Source organism: Paenibacillus sp. VCA1, from assembly GCF_031583795.1.
In the GTDB taxonomy this organism is placed as follows: domain Bacteria; phylum Bacillota; class Bacilli; order Paenibacillales; family Paenibacillaceae; genus Paenibacillus_AQ; species Paenibacillus_AQ albilobatus.
In genome coordinates this window covers 1-672 of record NZ_JAVLSX010000039.1, presented here as the reverse complement: position 1 = coordinate 672, position 672 = coordinate 1, and the positions used below count along the sequence as shown (strand labels likewise).

Below are 672 nucleotides of genomic sequence, written 5' to 3'. Positions count from 1 at the left end.
ATCATGGGGATTGATCTGGGTTTAAAAGTTCCTGCTGTTTCTGTAACTTCTACAGGTAAAACCCGATTCTTTGGAAACGGCAGACAAAACAAGTACATACGAAGAAAGCATGAGCAACGTAGGCGTAAATTAGGAAAACTGAAAAAATTGTCTGCCATTCGCAAGCTAGGTAATAAAGAGCAACGTTGGATGAAAGATCAAAACCATAAGATGAGTCGGCAAATTGTCGATACAGCCATTCAGGAAGGTGTGTCCATCATCAAGCTTGAACGACTAGAGAATATTCGCAAGACGGCAAGAACAAGCCGCAAAAACGCAAAGAACCTGCATAACTGGACATTCTATCAGCTTGGGCAATTCATCTCCTACAAAGCAAACCTTGTCGGCATTAAGGTTGTGGAGGTAGATCCTGCCTACACTTCGCAATCTTGTCCTGCCTGTGGGGAGAAGAACAAGGCAAAAGACAGAAGGTACGAATGCTCATGCGGATTCCACGCTCATCGTGATCGGGTTGGAGCGATCAATATCATGAATCAACCTGTGGCAGATGGTAACAGTCTGTCAGCCTAAGATGCTATATGCACTGTCTTAGGACGGGCTGATGAGACAGCCCTGAACTTGGGGGAACTACGGTTAGCAGAAATGCACGACCGACTACCACCCAAGAATCCC

The 672-nt window shown here is 45.5% G+C and carries 1 protein-coding gene; it reads left to right on the top strand.

Going from position 1 to position 672, the window contains the following annotated elements; genetic code table 11:
• Positions 1-570: RNA-guided endonuclease InsQ/TnpB family protein (locus tag RJP21_RS31020; RefSeq protein ID WP_310862617.1), on the top strand; the 570-nt coding region annotated here is incomplete at its 5' end.
• Positions 571-672: the final 102 nt, after the last annotated feature.